Source organism: Actinomadura sp. 6K520, from assembly GCF_004349245.1.
In the GTDB taxonomy this organism is placed as follows: Bacteria; Actinomycetota; Actinomycetes; order Streptosporangiales; family Streptosporangiaceae; genus Spirillospora.
Window position 1 is genome coordinate 25,234 of sequence record NZ_SMLC01000036.1, and the last position, 15,378, is coordinate 40,611.

Sequence of the window (15,378 nt, forward strand, 5' to 3'; positions counted from 1 at the left end):
ATCTAACCGCTGACCGGCCCGGGTGCCCCGCTAGTGCGCCGCGATGTCCCTGCGCCGGAAGCCGAGCATGCCCAGGGCGGACAGGACGGCGGTCAGCGCCAGCAGCCAGGCGAAGGGCACGGCGGTGAACGCGGCGCCGGGGAACTTCGGCACGTGGGTGAACGGCGACACGTTCAGGATCCGCTGGTCCAGGTCGAGCGCCGGCCCGAACATCGAGATGACGATGAACAGGCCGACCGCGGCCCAGATCGCGCCGTTGAAGCGGGGCGCCAGCCCGAACAGGGCGAGTGCCATCGCCGCGACCAGCCAGATGGCGGGCAGCTGCGCCAGCGCCGCCCCGAGGACGCGCGGGAGTTCGCGGCCGACGTCACCGACGTTCAGTCCGTGCGCCAGCCCGGCGGCGGCGCCCGCGACGGCCATCGCGGCGGCGGGCCCCAGCAGCGCGAACACCAGGTGGCTCGCCGCCCACCGCAGCCGGGCGGTCGCCGTGGCGAGCAGCGGCTCGACGCGCTGGCCCGTCTCCTCCGTGCGCAGGCGCAGCGTCGCCGAGACCGCGTAGGCGGCGGCGACCAGGCCGAGGACGCCCATCGCCGTGGCGAAGAAGGCGTCCATGATGCCGGACTGCCCGCCGAGGCTCCGGAAGACCTCCGCCAGCTCGGGGTTGTCCCGCACCATGTCCCGTACGCCGCCGGCGACGGCGCCGTACACGACGCCCAGCGCGGCGAACCCGGCGAGCCAGCCGTACAGGGCACGGCTCTGGAGCCGCCACCCGAGCCCGAACGGGCCGGACAGCCGCGGTGCGGCGGCGGCCGGTCCCGGCTTCGGCGGCAGGAGGCCCGCGCCGACGTCGCGGCGGGCCGACAGCGCCGCGGCCGCCGCCGTCAGCGCCGCGACGAGCACGGCGACCAGGGCGAGCGTCCACCAGCGCTCCCCGCCGTAGGGACGCACCCGCTGCGCCCAGCCGAACGGGGAGAGCCAGCCGAGCCAGGACAGCGCGTTGCCCTCGCCGCCGACGTCGGCGGCCATCCGGACCACGAACGCGCCGCCGAGCGCGCTGACGGCCGCTCCCCTGGCCGCGCCGGCGCCCTCGCTGAGCTGGGCGGTGATGCCGGCGACCGCCGCGAACGCGCAGCCGCCGGCCGCGAACTGGAGGCCGAAGGCCAGCGATCCGGCGAGCGGGAGGTCCTGGGCCGCCATGCCCGCGGCGAGCAGCACGGCGATCGCGAGATTGGCGGCCAGCGTGACGATGAGCGCGGCGGCCAGGCCCGCGCCGCGGCCGGTGACGGTGGCGCCGAGCAGCTCACGGCGCCCGGCCTCCTCCTCGGTCCGGGTGTGCCGGATGACCGTCAGCGCGCTGATGATGCCGATCACCACGGGCATGAACCCGGCGCGCTGGACGACGATGCCGCCGATGTCGCCGCTGTACAGCGGCCCGTAGAGCGCCAGGAAGGTCGGGTTCGTCCCGGTGGTCGCGGCGTACTGGAGCCGGTCGGTGACGGTGGGGAGCAGCGCCTCGGTGGCGGGGACGAGGTTGACCGTCACGAGAGCGGGCGCCACCACCCACAGGGGGAGGATGAACCGGTCGCGCCGCAGGATGAGCCGGATCAGGCCCCCGGTTCCCGTGAGCGAACTCATGTCGTGGCCTTCTCGGCGAGTTCGTCCTTGTAGTGCCGCAGGAACAGCTCCTCCAGCGTCGGCGGCCGGCTGACCAGGCTCCGGACCCCGACCTGGGTGAGGCTGCGCAGCGCGTCGTCCAGCCGGGTGGTGTCCACCTCGAACCTGATGGTCGTCCCGTCTATCGCGACGTCGTGGGCGCCCGGCAGCGGGAGCCCGTCCGGCGGGGCCGCCAGCTCGGCGTGGATCGACGTGCGGGTCAGGTGCCGCAGCTCGTCGAGGGTGCCGGACTCGACCGCGGCGCCCTTCCGGATGATCGTCACCCGGTCGCACAGGGCCTCGACCTCGGACAGGATGTGGCTGGACAGCAGAACGGTCCGCCCCTCGTCCCGCGCCTCGCGGACGCACTCCTGGAAGACCTCCTCCATGAGGGGGTCGAGGCCGGAGGTGGGCTCGTCCAGGAGCAGCAGCTCGGCGTCGGAGGCCAGCGCGGCGACGAGGCCGACCTTCTGCCGGTTGCCCTTGGAGTAGGCGCGGCCCTTCTTGCGCGGGTCGAGCTCGAACCGCTCCAGCAGCTCGGCCTTGCGGCGCTCGTCCGTCCCGCCGCGCATCCGGCCGAGCAGGTCGATCACTTCGCCGCCGGACAGGTTCGGCCACAGCGTCACGTCGCCGGGGACGTAGGCGAGGCGGCGGTGCAGTTCGGTGGCGTCGCGCCAGGGGTCGCCGCCGAGCAGCCGGGCCGTGCCCGCGTCGGCGCGCAGCAGGCCGAGCAGGACCCTGATGGCGGTCGACTTCCCGGAGCCGTTCGGGCCGAGGAAGCCGTGCACCTCGCCTTGCCGGACGGTCAGGTCGAGGCCGTCCAGTGCACGGGTCCGGCCGAAGTTCTTGACCAGGCCGGATACCTCGACGGGTGATGGGTTCGCTTTCACCGGTTCTCCTCGGATGGGGGTTGCACGCCCTCGGCCATCATGGATTTCAGGGCGGTGCGGGTCTGCTCGACCAGCTCGGGTGTGAGGAGCCGGTCGTCGAGGACGTCGAGCATGGCGAGGGCCATCCGGGGATAGCCCTCGCCCAGCAGGACGTCGGCGCCGAAGGCGCGGGAGAGGTGCTCGTTGAGGACGATGACCCCGAAGCTGATGGCGGTCATGACGGCCGCGTAGCCGCGCAGGTCGTCGGTCTTGGCCTTGGCCATCCCGGGGGCCCCGTGTTCGAGCATCTCCTCGCTGAACTCGACGGCGTCGTCGAACAGCGTGCGCGCGGCCGCGGATCCGTCGGTCAGGGCGCGCACCAGGTAGCGCTGGATGGGCCGGCCGGTCCGCATGGCGATCGAGAGGAAGTCCGGGCTGGCCATGCCCCCGGCGAGCGCCTCCCGCTTGATCTCGCGGATGCTCTCGATGACGTACTCGTCGCACGCCCGGCGCAGCGCCTCCTTCGTGCCGAAGTGGTGCTGGACCAGCGCGGGCGAGACACCGGCGGTCTTCGCGATGCCCCGGATCGTCGCGCCCTTCACGCCGTGGTCCGCGAACTCCAGCAGCGCCGCGTCCCTGATCCGGGCGCGCCCGGTCAGGTCCTCGGGCCGCGTTCGTCGTGCCATCCCCAACTCACCTGTACGTATGTTCAGCGGACTATACGTTTGTACACTGTACTCCTGTACAGGCGCGGGCGTCCAGGAGGGGTCAGCCGCCCCCGGGAAGCTCGCCGAGCGTCACCTTGACCTCCTGTTTCGAACCGTCCTCCTGCTGGATCTCGACCGGCACGGTGTTGCCGGGGTCGAGATTCGCCAGGACGGTGGTCAGCGCCGTCTGGGTGGGCGTCGGGGTGCCGTTCACCGAGAGGATCAGCTGGCCGGGCTCAATGCCCGCCTTGGCGGCGCCGCTGTCCTCCATGACCTCCACCACCACGACCGCGGACCGCTGCCCGCTCTGCGGGTCGACGAGCGTGCGCACCACCACGCCGAGCGCCGCCCGGCCGGAGTCGGAGACCTCGCCGGACCTGATGAGCTGCGGGACGATCCGCTTGACGGTGTCGCTCGGCGTCGCGAACCCGATGCCGGGCGCCGCGCCCCCGGCCGCCGGGTCCTGGGCGGCGGCGGTCGGGACGCCGATGACCTCCCCGTTGAGCGTGACGAGGGCGCCGCCGCTGTTGCCCGGGTTGATCGGCGCGCTCGTCTGGATCGCGTCGGCGATCGTCGAGCCGGAGAAGTCGCCCTCGCCCTGGGTCGAGACCGTCCGGTGCAGCGCCGACACGATGCCGTTCGTCACGCTCCCGGACAGTCCGAGCGGGTTGCCCATGGCCAGGACCATCTGGCCGACCTCCGCCTCGCTGGAGTCGCCCCACGTGGCCGCCTTGAGGGAGCCGCCGTCCACCTTGACCACCGCCAGGTCGTCGGGGGCGAACGCGCCAACGAGACTGGCCTCCTGCGGGGAGCCGCCACTGGACGCCGTGACCCGTATCTGCCGCGCCCCCGCCACCACATGGGCGTTGGTGACGATGTGGCCCTGGTCGTCGTAGACGACCCCCGAGCCCTCTCCCCCGCCTGTCTCGATCTTCACCACGGAGGGCAGCACGGTGTCGACGACCCGCTCGAACTGCTCCTGCACCTGGGCCGCCGCCCCCGTCGCCTGGATCGAGTTCGGGCCCGGCCTGGCCGTCTCGCCGGCATCGCCATCGCCGTCACCGCCGCTGCATCCGGCGACCAGGAGCAGGCCCATCGCCGCCGCGCACACTGTCACGCTCGTGTTCCGGTTCACGTTCCACCTCCGACGGACTCGTTCCCGCCTCGCGGAGAACAGGCATGGAACCGGTCACGACTTCGCCATGACGCAGGGGGATTTCGGAATACGGCGTTAGGGCACCGGCGGAACGGATAGCCGTTCTTCGAGATCACCGGCCGTCCGGAACGCAGCGAGGAGAGGAACCGTGTGCGGCAGCGAGATCCGTAGCATGCTCCAGCCCTTCCTGCTCCTGCTGATCCACCAGCGGCCGGACCACGGCTACGAGCTGATCGAGCGGCTCGCGAGGATGGGCGTCGCGGACGTCGAGCCGGGGCACGCCTACCGGGTGCTGCGCGCCCTGGAGCGGGAGCGGCTGCTGACGTCGAGCTGGGTCCCCTCGGACGCCGGGCCCGCCCGCCGGCGCTACGAGCTGACGGCGGAGGGCCTCACCGATCTCCGGGCGCGGATGGCGAGCCTGGCCCGGTTCGGAACCGTCCTGGAGTCCTTCCTGCTGTTGTGGGGGGAGAAGCCGGAATCATCCGTTCCTCCCCCCGCCCCGGTCGATTCGCGGGTCGATTCGCGCTAGCGCTCTCACATGCGCGAGATCCGGATGTAGCGGCGCATCGCCGGCCATTCCCGCCACATCAGCGCGGCGAATCCGGCGGTGGCCACGCAGGCCGTCGCGATCATTGCCTTCCGCATTTCCTACCTCCTCCCTCGGTTCAGCCGGGCGGCACGTTCGGCATGCTCGGCAGGATCGGGTCGCGCCTGCCGGCGCGGATACCGGTCGAGCGCCGCGAGTCGGCGGTGCCGTCCTCGTGGTGCCCGACCTCGTTCTTGTAGGCGCCCTTCTCGTTGCCCTGGCGGACGCCCTTGACGTGCGAGGGCGCGTCGGGCTTCACGTGCGGCCTCCCGGTACGGATCTCGGCCATCACTCCTCCTCCGTCTCTGTCAGGTCCCTGAAGAACGCGTCGATCTCGTGCCACACCCGGCTTCCCCCGGACATGCCCGTCCATGACCGCCGGATGACGCCGACGAGCCGGTAGCAGTCGTCGATCGGCACGAGCCACTGCTCGTCGGCGCCGCGCACCGTGTTGACCAGCAGCGCCTCGACGCCCGGACGCAGCGACGCCAGCCGCGGCGCGCGGGCGGTCACGTCCGCCCAGACACCCGGGTCCACGGTCCACTCGGTGGCGCCCATGGGGCTCGGGTAGCGGGCGGTGACGGCGCCGTCCCGGCCGGCCACGAAGAAGGCCAGCCCGACCGGGACGCCCAGATCCGCGGCGGGCACGCCGCCGAGCCGCTCCCTGCGCCGGGGCACGAGCCGGTAGTGGCCGTATCCGGCGCCCTCCCGCTGGAACAGCAGGCCGCACGCGCGGCAGGCGCACAGCAGCTCGCCGTTGCTCTCGTCCAGGACGTGGGCGTGCGGCTCCGGGGCGGGCGCGTCGCAGAGGCCGCACGTGTCGGTGCCCTCCCGCGCCGCCGGGCCCGGCGCCGCGGACGCCCGCCTGATCGCCCGGTCGAGAGCCCCGGACCTCACGCGGCACCGTCCGCCGCCGCCGCGGGCGGCCGCATCAGCGAGTCGACCGGGACGAACGCCGGCGGCGCCTTCGGGGCCACCAGGTCCACGCCGGCCAGCTCGGGGGCGGCCGCCAGCACGGCCTCCCGGACGAGTTCCCCGGCGGGGGCCGCGCCGCCCCCGCATCCGCCGCCCTTGAGGCCGACCCGCGCGGTCCCCGCCTCGATGCCGACGAGGTCGACCTCGAAGCCCTGCCGGTTCAGGCGCGGCCGGAGGCCGTCCAGCGTCCGGGCCACGCGCCGCTCGACCGGCTCGGGATGGACGTCGTGGAGCACGAGCAGGTGACCGACGAGGTCGTCCTCCACCAGGGACTCGGCGGCGGCCGCGGGGATGTGCTCCATCACCCGCGCCAGGGCCTCCCCGTAGACCTCGGTCAGCAGGGTGACCGCGTCCAGGGCGGTTCCGGCCGTCGCGCCGGGCGTCTGCTCCAGCCTGCCCAGGCCCTCGTCCAGGCGAGCCAGCCGGTCGGCCACGGCCGCCTCGTCCAGGCGGGCCCGCGGCTCCTCACTCATGGGTCGCCCCGAACATCGGCGAATGCATCTTCTTCAGCGTCCGCCCGCCGCCGACGTACATGTGGACGCCGCACGGCAGGCACGGGTCGAAGCTGCGGACGGCGCGCATGATGTCGACGCCCTTGAAGTCGTCCGGGCCGTTCTCCTCGAAGATCGGCATGTCCTGGACGGCGTCCTCGTACGGGCCGGGCGTGCCGTAGCTGTCGCGCGGGCTGGCGTTCCACGGCGTCGGCGGGTACGGGTGGTAGTTCGCGATCTTCTTGTCCTTGATGACGAGGTGGTGGGACAGCACCCCGCGCACCGCCTCGTGGAACCCGCAGCCGATCGCCTCGTCCGGGACCTCGAAGTCCTCGAAGACCCTGGTGTCCCCGTCGTGGACGCGGCCGAGCGCCTGCTCGACGAAGTACACCGCCATCGCCGCCGCGTAGGCGATGAAGTAGCCGCGGGCCCGGTCGCGTTCCAGGGCGTTGGACCACTTCGGGATGCGCCATTCGAGCGTCGTCTCCGGCAGCCGCTCGCCCTTCGGCAGGTTGATCTGGACGCTCGACCCGGTCGACTTCACGTACGGGGTGTCGACCAGGCCGGCCAGCGCGGTGCTGTACAGCCGCGCGAACGGGCCGCCGCCGGTGTCCAGCGCGAGGTGCTCCCCGGTCTGCGGGTGCAGCCAGCGCGGGCTCATCACCCAGGAGTACTTCTCGTCGAAGTCGCGCTTCTGCGGGACGGGAACCGTGGTCTGGTTCCACGGGTGCCGCATGTCGACCGGGTTCCCGAGCGGGTCGAGGGTGACGAACGGGTCCTCGTTCACCCAGTCCTCGTAGTAGGAGCTGCCCAGCAGGATGCGCATGCCGAGGTTGATGTCGACCAGGTTCGTCGTGAGCAGCTCGCCGTCGATGATGATGCCCGGGGTGACGTACATCGCCTTGCCCCACCGGTCCATCGTCTCGTACCGGTAGTCGACCACCGACGGGTCCTGGAACGCGCCCCAGCAGCCGAGCAGGACGCGGCGGCGCCCGACCTCCTCGTAGCCCGGCAGCGCCTCGTAGAAGAAGTCGAAGACGTCGTCGTTCATGGCGACGGCCTTCTTGACGAAGTCGACGATCCCGATGAGGCGGGACAGGTAGTCGGTGAACAGGGTCGGGGACGGCATCGTCCCGACGCCGCCCGGGTAGACGGTCGAGGGGTGCACGTGCCGCCCCTCCATCAGGCAGAACATCTCCCGGGTGGTGCGGCTGATCTGGAGGGCCTCCTTGTAGACCTCCCCCTCGAACGGGTTGAACGCCTCCATGATCTCGGCGATCGTCCGGTACCCGTGGACGGCCGCGTTCGGCGCGTCGGTGGTCTTCGCCTTCTTCAGCACGCTCGGGTTGGTGTCCTTGACCATCGCCTCGCAGAAGTCGACGAAGACGAGGTTGTCCTGGAAGAGCGTGTGGTCGAACATGTACTCGGCCGCTTCGCCGAGGTTGATGATCCATTCGGCGAGCGGCGGGTTCTTGATGCCGTACGCCATGTTCTGCGCGTACACCGAGCACGTGGTGTGGTTGTCGCCGCAGATCCCGCAGATCCGGCTGGTGATGAAGCCCGCGTCGCGGGGGTCCTTGCCCTTCATGAACACCGAGTAGCCGCGGAACAGCGAGGACGTGCTGTGGCACTCGGCGACCCGCCGGTTCGCGAAGTCGATCTTGGTGTAGATGCCGAGGTTGCCGATGATGCGGGTGATCGGGTCCCACGACATCTCCACGAGCTGCCCGGGTTCGGTCCCGGCGGGCCTCGGCGCGGTCTTCGCCATCGATGTGTCCTCTCTGACTGCTTGGGCCTAGGGCTAGGGCCGCCAGCGCGGGTCGTAGCCACTGGTCAGCACCTCACGGTTGTGGTGCCACCGGGGTTCCTTGTTCGCGGTCGCGTTGGTGAGGCCGCGCATCCGGCGGATGAAGGCGCCGTACGGCCGGATCAGCGTCGACGACAGGCTGCTGCCGGGCGGGGCGTCCATGAACGGCATGAACTTGTCCGGGAAGCCCGGCATGGTGCAGGCGATGCAGATGCCGCCGACGTTCGGGCAGCCGCCGACCCCGCCCATCCAGCCGCGCTTGGGGACGTTGCAGTTCACCACCGGACCCCAGCAGCCGATCTTCACCTGGCACTTCGGCGAGTTGTAGTCCTTGGAGAAGTCGGCCTGCTCGTAGTAGGCCGCGCGGTCGCAGCCCTCGTGGACCGTCTTGCCGAAGATCCACTGGGGCCGCAGCATGTCGTCCAGCGGCGGGGGCGGCGCGGTGCCCGCCGCGTGCTGGAGCACCCACGTGAGCGTCTCCATGAAGTTCTCGGGCTGGACCGGGCAGCCGGGGACGTTGACGATCGGCAGTCCGCCCGCCGACCGGAAGTCCCACCCGAGGTAGTCGGCGAGGCCCATGCACCCGGTCGGGTTGCCCGCCATCGCGTGGATGCCGCCGTACGTCGCGCACGTGCCGGCCGCGACGACCGCCCACGCCCGCGGCGCGAGCCGGTCGAGCCACCAGTCCAGCGTCACCGGCTCGCCGGTGTCCGGGTCGTTGCCGAACGACGACCAGTGCCCGTCCCCGTTGATCTTCTCGTTGGGGACCGAGCCCTCCAGCACGAAGATGAAGGGCTCCAGCTCGCCGCGGGCCGCCGCCCGGAACGGGGCCAGGAAGTCCTCGCCGCCCTGCGACGGCGAGAGCACCTTGTTGTACAGGTGCACCTTCGGCAGCCCCGGGATGAGCCCGTTGACCACGTCCTCGATCGACGGCTGCCCCGACGCGGTGACCGACACGGTGTCGCCGTCGCAGCTCATGCCCTCCGAGATCCACAGGATGTGGATCTCCTTGAACCCGTTCTCGCCGTTCACGGTGTACCTCCTCAGTCGCGGGCCGGTTCGCGGGCCGGTTCGCCGGCCGGTTCGCGGGCCGGCGCGTCCACGGTGATCGACTCCAGGACGACGTCCTCGCGCCCGGCGCTCCGCACGTCGACGGAGCCGCACGCCGGGCAGGCCGCCAGCGCCGTGGCGGAGTTCACCGGCGTCCGGGCGCCGCAGCGGTCGCAGCGCACCGAGAGCGGCTCCAGCACCAGGTCGAGCGCGGCGTCCTCGGCCGCGGTGCCCGCCGCGGCGACCCGCACGCCCTGCTCGATCACCTCCGGGTCGACCGGGTGGCCGCCGACGCGGACCCGCATGCCCCGCACCGGGCGGCCGTCCGCCCGGCGGAGGGCCGCCTCGACGATCCCCTCGCACATCCCCAGCTCATGCATTCGTCCGCTCCACTTCCCTGTTCGCTTCGTCCCGGGCCAGGTCCGCGACGAGCCGGACGGCGTCGTCCAGCGCGGCGCGCACGGGCTCGGACAGCTCCATCCGCTCCTCCAGGACGGCGGGCCGGCAGCCCACCACGAGGACGCGGCCGATCTCGCCGCCGAGCCGCCGCAGCAGCCGCAGCACGGCCATCGGGTGCATGCCGTGCCCGTCGACGGCCGGGGGGCCGAGGGGGTCGGCGAAGTCCGCGCCGGCCACCGCGTCGTCCACGGCGGCCGCGTCCACGTGGATGACGGCGAGCGTGCCGGGCGGGCCCTCGACGGGCACCGCGTCCACCATGATCAGCGTGTCGTGGCGGCCGTCCAGCAGCTCGTAGGCCAGGTGGACGCCGCGGATGCCGTAGTCGGCGACCTGCACGCCCTCCGGGAGCGCGGCCCCGTCCCGCGGACCGTCCCGCAGCAGGCGCCGGGCGACCGCCACGCCGAACCCGTCGTCGCCGAGGAACACGTTGCCGATCCCGGCGACGAGCACCCGGCTCACCGCGGTGCCCCGTCCGCGCCGGCGGCGGGCAGCGGCTCCACCTCGTCGGGTGCGAAGTACCGGAACCGCCCGTACCACTGGTTGAGGTCGGCGGCCGGGTCGTCCTCGACGGTGACCGCGAGGTGCGTGCCGTCGTCCACGTCGGTCAGCACCGCCTCGACCAGCGCGGTCCTGCCGTCCAGGAACCGGTCCTGGGGGTCGGTGCCGCGGGTTCTCGGCCGCAGCCGCACCCGGCTCCCCTTCGCGACGGGGACACCGGCGACCTCGACCCCGGCGCCGTCGCCCTCCGGCAGCGGCGTGCGGATCGTGCCGTGCAGGCGGGCGAACGCCTCCGGCGTCAGGGACTCCGTCCGGTCCAGGATCGCGGCGGCCCGCGGATCGGTGCCGCGCGCCTCGCGCTTCTCCGCGTCGGTGAGCGTCAGCGTCCGCAGCGACAGGATCTCGTCGATCTCCGTCGCGTCGTGCAGGTCACCGGGGCTCTCCGGGGCGACGCGCGGGTGGTCGTACAGGAGGATCGGCGACGACAGGACGGCGTGCCGGTCGCCCGGCGCTCCCGCCAGCACCGGGAAGGTGTGGACGTTCACGCACTCCCTGGCCGCCGCGGCGGCCCACTCCGGAGGGTCCAGGAGGGAGAGGAACGACCCGTCGCCGGTGCCCAGCAGGACGTGGCAGGCGAGCAGCGATCGGCACAGCGCCTCGTCCCGGGTCGCGTCCGCCGCCGTGGCCGTGTCCGTGTTGGCTATGCGCACGCGGAGCAGGTCGGCCCGCCGCGGGGGCTCGCAGGGCGTCGTCGGCGGCGTCGCCGACACCGTCACGACGGCCGTCAGCGGCCACCGCCGGCGCACCGCGCGTCCGAGGACCCTGCCCTCGTCGTCCTTGATCGGGGTGGTCTCCTCGCCCCCGGGCGCGCGGAGATCGAACTTCTGGACCCCGGCGCGCAGATCCCGCAGCGGGATACGGAAGTCGAATTCCCGCGGCACGGCCTCGTCGAAACCGACTTCCAGCCGTTCACCGGCATTCAGGCAATCGGCCGGATGATAGGCCCCATCCGGAAGCAGTTCTTCCACACTTTTGCGTTGAGTCTGCAGAAACCGGACCCTGCACGTCACCGTGGCGTCCTCGGACGCGCTGAGCAGGCACTCGGTCTGCTGCCAGGGCGCCTCGGCCGAGCCGGCCACGCTCGTGTCGTGCAGCCCGTGCGCATCGGCCCAGGTGGGCGGCATGATGACGCCGAACTGCCAGCGCACCCGGTTCTTGCCGGACGAGCGCCGGTAGGGATACAGCAGGTACCCCTCGTAGAGGATCGCGTCGGCCACAGCGCCGGCGTGCGCGAAACTCCTGGCGACCCCGGCCGGTCCGTTCTCCACCGACGCCCCACCCCTTCCGCAGACGGAATGCGCATGCCCGCTTCGACGCTTTCGCGGCGGGCAGCACCTCAGCTATAGCAACGGGAAACGGTGCCCGGTAAGTGACGGCGTCCAGTAAGTGACGGGCTCATATACCGCGTGTCCCGGACGGGCGCATGTTCGCCGGATCAGGGGGCAGGGATGTCTCGCACAGGGAGGTCGCCATGGGATCGCGGATGCCGGAGCGGAGCGCCGGAACGGTCTTCCGGGCGGGTGCCCGCGGGCTCGTCGCCGCCATGGCGATGACCGGGGTGCGGACGGTGACGGCGGCCATCGGGCCCCGGGAACAGACACCGCCCGAAGCGATCGTCGAGCAGCGCCTGCCCCTCCTCCGCAGACTGCCCGAGCGGCACCAGAGTGCCATCACCGAGCTTTTTCACTGGACCTACGGCGCGGCAGGAGGCGCCGCATACGGGCTCCTGCCGCGCCGGGTCCGGAGCAACCCCGCCAGCGGTCCCGTCTACGGCCTGGTCATCTGGCTCGGCTTCGAGCTCGGCATCGCCCCGGCGCTCCACGTCCACCATGTGCACGAGCACGGTTTCGCCTGGCGGGCGGGGACGGCCCTGGACCACCTCCTGTACGGCATCGTCGTCGGCGGGCGGCTCGCCCCCGAGCCCCCGTCCGGACGCGACCGGTCCCGCCGTACGCTCAGTCCTCTCCGGCGACGCAGGAGTCCAGGTAGGGCCCGAGTTCTCGCGCCACGGCCCTGAGGGGGCGGACGCTCCGCTCGGCCCGCGCCATCAGGATCGCCCCCTCCAGCGCACTGACCATCAGGGTGGCGAGCGCCTCGGCCCTGCGGGACGGAACGCCCATCCCGGCCAGTTCCCGGGCGACGGTCGCGCTGCTCATGCTGGCCGACGGCCCCGCCATCGACGCGGTACTGGAACGCGGCACCGCCGCGTTCGCCGCGAACGTCGCCGGGCGCGTCATCGTCCACATGGGGACGACGTCGCCCGGCTATTCGCGCGGCCCTCGAAACCGACACGCCCTCTACCGCGAGACGCTCGGCCTGGGGCACGGCCAGGCGGACATGGCGGCGGTGCTCCACGCGATCGCGTCCCGGACGGCGTCCCTCCGCGACACCGGCTGAACCACCCGGCGCTCCCGGCGGCCCTCCTCCCGGCGGCTGGGCCTACTCGGGGTTCTCGGCCTGCTCGGCGGTCTCCTTCCGGGCGCGGGCCTCGGCGATCTCCTGCTCGACCCGGGAGTGGCCCTCGACGATGACGCGGACCGCCTCGTCGGGGTCGTCGGTGAGGTGGACCAGGTCGAGGTCATGTTCGGCGATCTTGCCGGTGGCCAGCATCCGATCGCGGATCCAGTCGAACAGGCCGCCCCAGAACTCGGTGCCGACCAGCACGATCGGGAACCGGGTGATCTTCCCGGTCTGCACGAGGGTGATCGCCTCGAACACCTCGTCCAGCGTCCCGAACCCGCCGGGCAGGACCACGAACGCCTGCGAGTACTTGACGAACATCGTCTTGCGGACGAAGAAGTAGCGGAACTGCAGGCCGATGTCGACGTGGTCGTTGATCCCCTGCTCGAAGGGCAGCTCGATGCCGAGGCCGACCGACAGTCCGCCGCTCTCGTCGCACCCCTTGTTGGCCGCCTCCATGATCCCCGGGCCGCCGCCGGTGATCACCGCGTAGCCGGCCTCGTGCAGCTTCGCGCCGATCTCCACGCCGAGCTTGTAGTCGGCGGAGTCCGGCTTGGTGCGGGCGCTGCCGAACACGCTGACCGCCTTCGGCAGCTCCGCCAGGAGGCCGAACCCCTCCACGAACTCGGCCTGGATGCGCAGCACGCGCCACGGATCGGCGTGCACCCAGTCGACCGGGCCGCGGCTGTCCAGCAGCCGCTGGTCGGTGGTGGTCTTCGGGACGGCCCTGCCCCGCAGCGTCGCGGGCCCCTGCCGCCGGAGGGGGGACTGAGGATTCAATGTCATGGGGCCACGTTAACGGGGCCTTCCAGCCACGTGCGCATACGTCGCTCGCACTCCGCCATCAGGGGAATCTCCACGTACTCGTCGCGGGTGTGGGCGAGGGTGGGCTCACCGGGGCCGTAGTTGACGGCCGGTATCCCGAGCTCGGCGAAGCGCGCGACGTCCGTCCAGCCGAGCTTGGCGCGGACGGCGGCGCCGCTGGCGGCGACGAACGCGGCGGCGGCCGGGTGCGTCAGCCCGGGACGCGCGGCCGACGCGCTGTCGGTGATCTTCACCGCGAAGCCGCGGAAGGTTTCCCGAAGGTACGCCTCGGCGTCGGCGGGCGACTTGTCGGGCGCGAACCGGTAGTTCACCGTGACGACGCACTCGTCGGGGATGACGTTGCCCGCGACGCCGCCGCTGATGAACACGGCGTTCAGGCCCTCGTGGTACTCCAGGCCGTCCACGACCGGGCGGGCCGGTTCGTAGGCGCGCAGGACGTCCAGGATGCGCCCGGCCGCGTGGATCGCGTTGGCGCCCATCCACGCCCGCGCGCTGTGCGCCCGCTCCCCCGCCGCGGTGACCTCGGCGCGCATCGTGCCCTGGCAGCCGCCCTCGATGAGCGCGCCGGTCGGCTCCATCAGCACCGCGAAGTCGCCCGCGAGCAGTTCGGGGCGGGCTGCCGCGAGCCGCCGCAGCCCGTTGCGCTCGGCCTCGATCTCCTCGCACTCGTAGAAGACGTAGGTGACGTCGCGCACCGGCTCGGGGACGGTCGCGGCGAGCCGGAGGGCGACGGCGACGCCGCTCTTCATGTCCGTCGTCCCGCAGCCGTAGAGGCGGTCGCCCGCCACGCGGGACGGCAGGTTGCCGTTCAGCGGCACGGTGTCGAGATGACCGGCCAGGACGACCCGCTCGGCGCGTCCGAGGTCAGTGCGCGCGACGACGTTGTGGCCGTGGCGTTCGACCGTCAGATGCGGGAGCGCGCGCAGCGCCTGCTCGACGGCGTCGGCGAGGGGCCCTTCCGCGCCGCTCACCGACTCGATGTCGACGATCGCCGCCGTGAGGTCCGCGACGTCGGAGAGAAGATCCAGCCCCATGTTCAAGTCCTATCATCGGCTCGTGGAGATGCCCGTGGTGGAGAATGCCGCTGTGGAGAACGACCCGCTGGAGTGCGCCGTCCGCTGGGCGGTCCCCGCCGACGACCCCGAGATGCGGGCGCTGCTCGACGACGGCGAACGCGAGCGCTACGAGCGTTTCATGCGCGCGGAGGACAAGGCCCGGTTCGTCACCGGGCGGTTCCTTGCGCGGACGGCGCTCGCCGAGGTCACCGGCCTGGACCCGCGGGGCATGCGGTTCAGCACCGAGTGCCGGCTCTGCGCCGGCACCCACGGCAAGCCGCGCCTGCCCGGCGCCGGCGTCGACTTCTCGCTGTCGCACTCCGGGGACCGGGTCGTCCTCGTCCTCGCCGAGGGCGCCGAGGTCGGCGTGGACGTGGAGCGGGAGAGCGACCGCGACATCGACCGGCTCGCCGACATGGTCCTCTGCGAGCCCGAGCGGGCGGCGCTCGCGGCCATGTCCGACCGCAGGCGCGGCTTCCACGCCTACTGGAGCCGCAAGGAGGCGCTGCTGAAGGCGACCGGCCACGGCCTCGCCGCACCGATGACGGCCATCCGCCTCTCCCCGCCCGACGAGCACCCCGAGGTGCTGGCATGGGACGGCGAGGCGGCGGTCGCACCGGTCCGGCTGGCCGACCTCACGCCCGGCCCCGGCTACGCCGCCGCGGCCGCCGTCCTCACCGGCCGCCCCCTCAAGATCACCGAGATACCGCTCTAGCGGTCAGCCGGC

18 protein-coding genes are annotated in these 15,378 nt (G+C 72.5%); 4 read left to right on the forward strand and 14 right to left on the reverse strand.

All coding sequences use genetic code 11. The features are described 5' to 3' along the window. Positions 1-30: 30 nt before the first annotated feature. From E1289_RS12575 to E1289_RS12590, 4 genes are all read right to left on the reverse strand, one after another. Entirely contained in the window at positions 31-1,635 is a 1,605-nt protein-coding gene (locus E1289_RS12575) for an ABC transporter permease (protein ID WP_131979365.1), read from the reverse strand. Continuing rightward, a complete protein-coding gene (locus tag E1289_RS12580; RefSeq protein WP_131979368.1) occupies positions 1,632-2,543 on the reverse strand; it encodes an ABC transporter ATP-binding protein in 912 nt (303 codons plus the stop codon). The genes E1289_RS12575 and E1289_RS12580 overlap by 4 nt, the downstream gene beginning before the upstream one ends. Beyond that, positions 2,540-3,208 (reverse strand): TetR/AcrR family transcriptional regulator, encoded by a 669-nt coding sequence (locus tag E1289_RS12585; RefSeq protein ID WP_131979371.1) that lies wholly within the window; start codon positions 3,206-3,208, stop codon positions 2,540-2,542. Before E1289_RS12585 ends, E1289_RS12580 begins: the two co-directional genes overlap by 4 nt. 82 nt (positions 3,209-3,290) lie before the next feature. Then, a complete protein-coding gene (locus E1289_RS12590; protein WP_243712783.1) occupies positions 3,291-4,364 on the reverse strand; it encodes a trypsin-like peptidase domain-containing protein in 1,074 nt (357 codons plus the stop codon). Between the two features lie 193 nt (positions 4,365-4,557). On the opposite strand from E1289_RS12590, the gene E1289_RS12595 reads away from it, so the two are divergent. Continuing rightward, on the forward strand, positions 4,558-4,914 hold the full coding sequence (locus tag E1289_RS12595; RefSeq protein WP_243712784.1) for a helix-turn-helix transcriptional regulator: 357 nt from the start codon (positions 4,558-4,560) through the stop codon (positions 4,912-4,914). Between the two features lie 136 nt (positions 4,915-5,050). Here E1289_RS12595 and E1289_RS12600 read toward each other — a convergent pair whose 3' ends face one another. The 8 genes from E1289_RS12600 to E1289_RS12635 are packed head-to-tail and all read right to left on the reverse strand — an operon-like array spanning position 5,051 to position 11,579. Next, positions 5,051-5,260, reverse strand: a complete 210-nt coding sequence (locus E1289_RS12600) for a hypothetical protein (RefSeq protein WP_131979377.1) — start codon at positions 5,258-5,260, stop codon at positions 5,051-5,053. Continuing rightward, positions 5,260-5,868: a DUF5947 family protein gene (locus E1289_RS12605; RefSeq protein ID WP_131979380.1), complete on the reverse strand. Its 609-nt coding sequence runs from the start codon at positions 5,866-5,868 to the stop codon at positions 5,260-5,262. Before E1289_RS12605 ends, E1289_RS12600 begins: the two co-directional genes overlap by 1 nt. Next, positions 5,865-6,419 (reverse strand): NifU family protein, encoded by a 555-nt coding sequence (locus E1289_RS12610; protein ID WP_131979383.1) that lies wholly within the window; start codon positions 6,417-6,419, stop codon positions 5,865-5,867. The genes E1289_RS12605 and E1289_RS12610 overlap by 4 nt, the downstream gene beginning before the upstream one ends. Next, positions 6,412-8,205, reverse strand: a complete 1,794-nt coding sequence (locus tag E1289_RS12615) for a nickel-dependent hydrogenase large subunit (protein ID WP_131979386.1) — start codon at positions 8,203-8,205, stop codon at positions 6,412-6,414. The genes E1289_RS12610 and E1289_RS12615 overlap by 8 nt, the downstream gene beginning before the upstream one ends. 33 nt (positions 8,206-8,238) lie before the next feature. After that, entirely contained in the window at positions 8,239-9,276 is a 1,038-nt protein-coding gene (locus E1289_RS12620; protein WP_243712785.1) for a hydrogenase expression protein HypE, read from the reverse strand. A gap of 11 nt (positions 9,277-9,287) precedes the next feature. After that, complete coding sequence (locus tag E1289_RS12625; RefSeq protein ID WP_243712786.1) at positions 9,288-9,674, reverse strand: hydrogenase maturation nickel metallochaperone HypA; 387 nt, start codon at positions 9,672-9,674, stop codon at positions 9,288-9,290. Then, on the reverse strand, positions 9,667-10,212 hold the full coding sequence (locus E1289_RS12630; protein ID WP_131979388.1) for a hydrogenase maturation protease: 546 nt from the start codon (positions 10,210-10,212) through the stop codon (positions 9,667-9,669). The genes E1289_RS12625 and E1289_RS12630 overlap by 8 nt, the downstream gene beginning before the upstream one ends. Next, positions 10,209-11,579 (reverse strand): hypothetical protein, encoded by a 1,371-nt coding sequence (locus E1289_RS12635; protein ID WP_131979391.1) that lies wholly within the window; start codon positions 11,577-11,579, stop codon positions 10,209-10,211. Before E1289_RS12635 ends, E1289_RS12630 begins: the two co-directional genes overlap by 4 nt. Positions 11,580-11,782: 203 nt before the next feature. Between E1289_RS12635 and E1289_RS12640 the strand changes: the two genes are divergently transcribed. Together E1289_RS12640 and E1289_RS38950 are read left to right on the forward strand one after the other, a co-directional pair. Next, complete coding sequence (locus E1289_RS12640) at positions 11,783-12,328, forward strand: hypothetical protein (RefSeq protein ID WP_207928931.1); 546 nt, start codon at positions 11,783-11,785, stop codon at positions 12,326-12,328. Between the two features lie 65 nt (positions 12,329-12,393). Then, positions 12,394-12,708, forward strand: coding sequence for a hypothetical protein (locus E1289_RS38950; RefSeq protein ID WP_207928932.1), 315 nt, complete (start codon positions 12,394-12,396; stop codon positions 12,706-12,708). Positions 12,709-12,750: 42 nt separating this feature from the next. On the opposite strand, the gene E1289_RS12655 is transcribed toward E1289_RS38950, so the two are convergent. Then, positions 12,751-13,557: a TIGR00730 family Rossman fold protein gene (locus tag E1289_RS12655; RefSeq protein WP_131979394.1), complete on the reverse strand. Its 807-nt coding sequence runs from the start codon at positions 13,555-13,557 to the stop codon at positions 12,751-12,753. After that, positions 13,554-14,630 carry a succinyl-diaminopimelate desuccinylase gene (gene dapE, locus E1289_RS12660; RefSeq protein WP_131979397.1) on the reverse strand — a complete coding sequence of 359 codons (1,077 nt, stop codon included), beginning with the start codon at positions 14,628-14,630 and terminating at the stop codon, positions 13,554-13,556. The genes E1289_RS12655 and dapE overlap by 4 nt, the downstream gene beginning before the upstream one ends. A 28-nt stretch (positions 14,631-14,658) precedes the next feature. Between dapE and E1289_RS12665 the strand changes: the two genes are divergently transcribed. Further along, complete coding sequence (locus tag E1289_RS12665; RefSeq protein WP_131979471.1) at positions 14,659-15,366, forward strand: 4'-phosphopantetheinyl transferase superfamily protein; 708 nt, start codon at positions 14,659-14,661, stop codon at positions 15,364-15,366. Positions 15,367-15,378 lie beyond the last annotated feature (12 nt).

Excerpts from the sequence above, each read along its gene's own strand:
- E1289_RS12665 (WP_131979471.1), top strand. The coding sequence starts at position 14,659 with ATGCCCGTGGTGGAGAATGCCGCTGTGGAGAACGACCCGCTGGAGTGC.
- E1289_RS12600 (WP_131979377.1), bottom strand. The coding sequence starts at position 5,260 with ATGGCCGAGATCCGTACCGGGAGGCCGCACGTGAAGCCCGACGCGCCC.
- E1289_RS12610 (WP_131979383.1), bottom strand. The coding sequence starts at position 6,419 with ATGAGTGAGGAGCCGCGGGCCCGCCTGGACGAGGCGGCCGTGGCCGAC.
- E1289_RS12615 (WP_131979386.1), bottom strand. The coding sequence starts at position 8,205 with ATGGCGAAGACCGCGCCGAGGCCCGCCGGGACCGAACCCGGGCAGCTC.
- dapE (WP_131979397.1), bottom strand. The coding sequence starts at position 14,630 with ATGGGGCTGGATCTTCTCTCCGACGTCGCGGACCTCACGGCGGCGATC.
- E1289_RS12655 (WP_131979394.1), bottom strand. The coding sequence starts at position 13,557 with ATGACATTGAATCCTCAGTCCCCCCTCCGGCGGCAGGGGCCCGCGACG.
- E1289_RS12640 (WP_207928931.1), top strand. The coding sequence starts at position 11,783 with ATGGGATCGCGGATGCCGGAGCGGAGCGCCGGAACGGTCTTCCGGGCG.
- E1289_RS12575 (WP_131979365.1), bottom strand. The coding sequence starts at position 1,635 with ATGAGTTCGCTCACGGGAACCGGGGGCCTGATCCGGCTCATCCTGCGG.
- E1289_RS12585 (WP_131979371.1), bottom strand. The coding sequence starts at position 3,208 with ATGGCACGACGAACGCGGCCCGAGGACCTGACCGGGCGCGCCCGGATC.
- E1289_RS12625 (WP_243712786.1), bottom strand. The coding sequence starts at position 9,674 with ATGCATGAGCTGGGGATGTGCGAGGGGATCGTCGAGGCGGCCCTCCGC.
- E1289_RS12595 (WP_243712784.1), top strand. The coding sequence starts at position 4,558 with ATGCTCCAGCCCTTCCTGCTCCTGCTGATCCACCAGCGGCCGGACCAC.